This window comes from Arthrobacter sp. Hiyo1 (assembly GCF_001263615.2).
Classification (GTDB): domain Bacteria; phylum Actinomycetota; class Actinomycetes; order Actinomycetales; family Micrococcaceae; genus Arthrobacter.
The window spans coordinates 251,244-256,054 of the sequence record NZ_DF952474.1 but is presented as its reverse complement, the minus strand read 5'-3'; the positions used below and the strand labels follow the sequence as shown (position 1 = coordinate 256,054).

6 protein-coding genes and 1 pseudogene are annotated in these 4,811 nt (G+C 62.0%); 4 read left to right on the top strand and 3 right to left on the bottom strand.

Annotation, left to right across the window (positions count from 1 at the left end; translation table 11 throughout):
• The coding region (locus AHiyo1_RS18500) for a histidine phosphatase family protein (protein ID WP_059389522.1) at nucleotides 1–522 on the bottom strand (522 nt) is incomplete at its 3' end.
• Between the two features lie 203 nt (nucleotides 523–725).
• On the opposite strand from AHiyo1_RS18500, the pseudogene AHiyo1_RS18495 reads away from it, so the two are divergent.
• The 3 genes and pseudogenes from AHiyo1_RS18495 (at nucleotide 726) to AHiyo1_RS18485 (ending at nucleotide 3,208) form a co-directional block, all read left to right on the top strand.
• Nucleotides 726–1,273: pseudogene (locus AHiyo1_RS18495) on the top strand (YceI family protein).
• A gap of 403 nt (nucleotides 1,274–1,676) precedes the next feature.
• Nucleotides 1,677–2,147: a hypothetical protein gene (locus tag AHiyo1_RS18490; protein ID WP_059389520.1), complete on the top strand. Its 471-nt coding sequence runs from the start codon at nucleotides 1,677–1,679 to the stop codon at nucleotides 2,145–2,147.
• A 242-nt stretch (nucleotides 2,148–2,389) separates the two neighbouring features.
• Nucleotides 2,390–3,208, top strand: coding sequence for a hypothetical protein (locus tag AHiyo1_RS18485; protein WP_059389519.1), 819 nt, complete (start codon nucleotides 2,390–2,392; stop codon nucleotides 3,206–3,208).
• A 45-nt stretch (nucleotides 3,209–3,253) separates the two neighbouring features.
• Here the strand turns inward: AHiyo1_RS18485 and AHiyo1_RS18480 are convergent, their stop codons facing one another.
• Together AHiyo1_RS18480 and AHiyo1_RS18475 are read right to left on the bottom strand one after the other, a co-directional pair.
• A complete protein-coding gene (locus AHiyo1_RS18480; protein WP_059389518.1) occupies nucleotides 3,254–3,961 on the bottom strand; it encodes a redox-sensing transcriptional repressor Rex in 708 nt (235 codons plus the stop codon).
• A 51-nt stretch (nucleotides 3,962–4,012) separates the two neighbouring features.
• Nucleotides 4,013–4,267: a glutaredoxin family protein gene (locus tag AHiyo1_RS18475; RefSeq protein WP_059389517.1), complete on the bottom strand. Its 255-nt coding sequence runs from the start codon at nucleotides 4,265–4,267 to the stop codon at nucleotides 4,013–4,015.
• 77 nt (nucleotides 4,268–4,344) lie between these two features.
• On the opposite strand from AHiyo1_RS18475, the gene AHiyo1_RS18470 reads away from it, so the two are divergent.
• Nucleotides 4,345–4,811, top strand: a 467-nt coding sequence (locus AHiyo1_RS18470) for an HAD family hydrolase (protein WP_172465645.1), incomplete at its 3' end; no start/stop codon positions are given.

Sequence of the window (4,811 nt, the reverse complement as noted above, 5' to 3'; positions counted from 1 at the left end):
CAGGGGCCGGCCCTCCGCGCTGAGGCGCGTGGCGTAGATGGGAAGCTGGTGGCTGACGAGGATGGCTTCGGCGCCATCGCCGCCGAGTTCGATTGCCTTCAGCCGGGCGTCCTCGACGGCGGCACGCATCCGGGCGACCTGGTCCTGGTACGACTCGCCCCAGGACGGACGCAAGGGGTTGCGGTACTCACGCCAATGCTTGGGCTTGATGAATTCGGAGAGGTGGGCCTTGAGCCCTTCGAAGTGGTTCTCCGCCTCGATGATCCGCGGTTCCGTGTGGATCTGGAGGTCCAACGCCTGGGAAGTGGGAAGGGCGGTTTCCTGCGCGCGGGTCAACGGCGAGGCGACAAGGTAGACGATGTTCGCCCCCTGCGCGACGCGGGCAGCGAAGTGGTCCGCGAGCATCTTGGCCATCTCGCGGCCGCGTTCGGAGAGGTGAAATTCGGGCAGTCTGCCGTACAGAATGCCGTCGGGATTGTAGACCTCGCCATGGCGGAGCAGATGGACAGTTGCTTGGGGCATGTTTACCAGTTTCTCAAAGAAGGCGGGCGATCTGAAATCTTCTACGTTTCGTAGAACTGAAAGTTTCTTCAGAATGTTCCCTGAAGGTGGAATAAAAGATGCATTTGCATGTTTATACTTGACACAAGGTTCGGTTGACACTTCAACTAAGTACGGCCGAACGACCGATGAAGCTACGATCACACCTTCCCAAGGAGAACCCCATGACTCTTCCCGCAAACGTCACCACCGGCGTCTGGACCCTCGACAACTCGCACAGCGAGATCGGCTTCACCGTCCGCCACGCAGGCATCAGCAAGGTCCGCGGCCAGTTCACCGAGGCAGAAGCCACCCTTGAACTCGGCGGCAGCCTGGCCGACTCCAAGGTCGCCGCAAGCATCCAGACCGCCAGCTTCGACTCCGGCGATGCCAACCGCGACGGCCACGTCAAGGGCGAGGACTTCTTCGATGTGGAGAAGTTCCCGGAAATCACTTTTGTCTCCCGCCACGTCAAGGCCAACGGCGACAGCTTCGACCTCGTGGGCGATCTGACCATCAAGGGCGTCTCCAAAGAGGTCACCATCGAAACCGAGTTCAACGGCGTAGCGTTGACCCGTTCGGCAACACCCGCGCAGGCGTTTCCGGTGAGACCACCATCAGCCGCAAGGACTTCGGCCTCACCTGGAACGCGGTGCTCGAGGCCGGTGGCGTCCTGGTCAGCGACAAGGTTGTCATCAACCTCGAACTGGCTTTCATCGCACCCGCTGCCTAATCCCCCAGGTTCCCAATCCCCCGGGTTAAAGGGCCGAATGGCGCCTTCGGGGCTGCACACGATCACGTGCGCAGCCCCGGAGGCGCCATTTTTTGCTCGCGGTGTCACCCGCCTATTGTTCGGGTAAAAGCCGATACTTAGCGGCGAATTAGCCAAGAATTTCCTATGAATCCTTAAACCTCAGGTCTAAAGTGATGCCATGAGTAACCCAAACGAAGCTCCTCAGCCTCAGCAGCCCGGAGCCCAGCCACCGCAGCCCGGCAATGTCCCTCCTGCGGGTTACCAGCCTCCGCAGGGATACCAAGCACCTCCTTCTTACCAAGCGCCCCCCTCTTACCAGCAGCCCGCTCCCGGATACCAGCAGCAGGGTCAACCCGGACAGGGAGAAGGTTTCCACTTCGAGATGCCTACCGACGGTCCGAAGAACTTCAACGATGTCCTTCCCAAGGGCGGTTTTTCCGGCATGTTCAAAGTGACCGGAATGCCCACAGAGTTGAAGGTCTCCTACTGGATCTGGCTTATTGGCGGACTCCTGGCCCTCTTGGGTGGCCTGCTCGGCCTCTTCGGCTCCATTGTGCTCTTCACGCTCGCGCCGGCAATCGCCGTCGTCGTCCTCCTTCTGGTACTGATAGCGCTGGTTGTGGCGGCCGCCCAAATCGTCTTCGCGATGAAGATGAAGGAAGGCAAGGAGTGGGCCCGCCTCGCACTGACCGTCATTGCGGGAATTTCCCTGATCCTCTCGATCGTGGGCGGAGCGATGGCAAATGGACAGAGCAACAACTGGTTCAGCTTCGTCATCAGCCTCATTGCAACGGTCCTGATGTGGCTGCCCAATTCGCAGGCGTGGTTCAAGTCAGTGAAGGGCGCCGTCTAGCCATACGTTCCAAACCGGAATTTCACAGCTGAAGGCCGCGGCCGGTCCCGGAAGGACCCCGCGGCCTTCCGTTTGTCCATGCAGGATTCACGGGAGCTCCGCCGAAGCTTGTTCAGCGAGAATTCTTCCCGTGAATCATCACCAGCGCTGTGCCGTCGGGGTACGGTGGAATTAAGCCGAGCTGGGGGCGGGGCACGTTGCACCCGGCAGCCGTATCTGCAGTCGACACGCAAAGGAATGCCATGAGCACCCCTCCGTACCCGCCGTCCACTCCGGGCGAGAATCCCACCCCTGAGGAGCCGAAATACGGCCAGCAGACACCCCAGCAGGGTCAGCCGCCGCAATACGGCCAACAAGCTCCTCAGTTCGGGCAGCCTTCGGCTCCGCAGTACGGCCAGCAGGCGCCCCAGTACGGGCAGCAGCCGTCCGCACCCCAGTACGGGCAACAGGCTCCCCAGTACGGGCAGCCGTCCGCACCCCAGTATGGACAACAGGCTCCCCAGTACGGGCAGCAGCCGCAGTACGGACAGCCTTCCGTCCCGCAGTACGGGCAGGGCGGCCCCGTCACTTGGCCGAGCCAGCAGCCCGCTGCGACGTCCGGAGTCCCGCAGTTGGTCAACATCTCCTTCTGGCTGATGATTGCCGCAGGGGTACTGACCTTGATCGGCATTCCCTTCACTATCGCTACGCTGAACTCGCCGGCAGGCAAGAACATGTTCAACCAGGCCCTGTCGGCGCAAGGAAGCAACGCTTCAGGCATAGACACGAGCACCTTCATCGGCATTGCGATCACGTTCCTGGTCATCTTCTCGGTGATCTTTGCCGGGCTCTACGCACTGGTTGCGTTCAATGTCCGCAAGGGGAAGAACTGGGCCCGCATCCTCGGCACGGTCTTCGCTGGAATTTCCCTGCTGGGCCTGACCCAGATCGGCATGGGCACCATCACCATCCTCTTGGGCATCGCCGCGATCGTGATGCTCTACCTGCCGGCCTCGGCGCCGTACTTCCGGAAAGCCCAGCCGTTCGCGAACCCTTACGGCCAGGCGCCGTACGGCCGCTAGACGCTAGACGCTAAAACCAAACAACGGGTGCAGACCCGGTCCGGCCTAAATGGCCTGGCCCGGGGTCTGTGCCCGTTGTGCGTGATACGCCAGGATCTGGAGCTCGGTGGCCATGTCCACTTTGCGCAGATTCACGTACGGAGGAACTTGCAGCAGCACCGGGGCAAAGCTGAGGATGCTGCGGATACCCGCGCTGATCACGCGGTCGCAGACGCCTTGTGCCACCGCGGCCGGGAGGGCCAGGACAACCATGTTGGTTCCGGTCCGCTGAAGGACCGTTTCAAGATTGGCGGCGTCGCTGACCCGAAGCCAGCCGACCTCGTTCCCGATAATCATGGGATCGGCGTCGAGGATCGCCACCACGTCGAAACCGCGCGACTCGAAGCCGCCGTATCGTGCCAAGGCCTTGCCCAGGTTGCCGGCGCCCACAATGGCCACTTTCCAGTCGTGGGTCAGGCCGAGCGCCGCCGCGATGTGCCGGCTCAGGTATTGGACCTCGTACCCGACGCCACGCGTTCCGTAGGAGCCGACGTAGGAGAGGTCTTTGCGCAAGGTGGACGAACTGACTCCGGACGCCTCAGCCAACGCCTCGGAGGAAACCCGTTCCACGCCTTCACCGAGCAGGGAGTTCAGAGCGCGCAAGTAAAGCGTCATCCGGGCCACAGCCGCGGGCGGTATCTGCTTCGCGGCAGACTCCTTGTCCCCGGGTACAGCCTCGGCGGACGGTTCCAGCGCAGTCACGTTCTTCTCCATTGCGTCGCTTTGTTTTCCCACTCTATTGCCAACAAAGCTCGGCACGCATGTTCAGGCGGCGATGGCCTTCTTCAGGACCCGCACCAATCGTGCCTCATCGATTTTCCAGAAATCCCGCTGGATTCCGTCCACGAATACCACCGGGATCTCCTCGGCGTAGCGCTCGCGCAGTGCCGGGTCAGTGTCGATTGACTGTTCGGTCCACGTGAGCCCAAGGCTTGAGGTCACGCGTTCGACGGCGTCCCGCGCCGCGGCGCAAAGGTGGCAGTCAGCTTTGGTGAGGAGTACGACGTCGGGATTTGGCATGGTTCAACGGTATCGCTTCAGCGTCGTCACGGCAGTCGCGAACGGCAGGGGGCCGGACGATTGACTAGACTCGAGGCATGCCCGTCGAGAAGAACGCCGTTGTGGCCACCGCGCCGGCTGCAACGCAGCAACACGGCGAAGCCGCATTCTTCGACGTCGACAACACCCTCATGAAGGGTGCCAGCCTCTTCCACGTTGCCCGGAAGATGTATGAACGCAGGGCCTTCACGCTCTCCCAAGCCGCGGGCTTTGCCTGGAAGCAGTTCAAGTTCGTGCTCCGGGGCGAAAAGATGGAGGACGTCCATTCCGTCCGGGATTCCGCGCTGATCCTCGCGGCCGGCATCAAGGTGTCCGATATCAAGGAACTGGGCGAAGAGGTCTACGACGAGATGATCGAGTCGCGGATCTGGCCCGGTACCAAGGCCCTGGCGGAACAGCACCTGCGTGTTGGCCGGAAGGTCTGGCTCGTCACCGCCACGCCCATCGAAGTTGCCACCGTCATTTCCACGCGGCTCGGCCTGACCGGCGCCGTGGGTACCGTGGG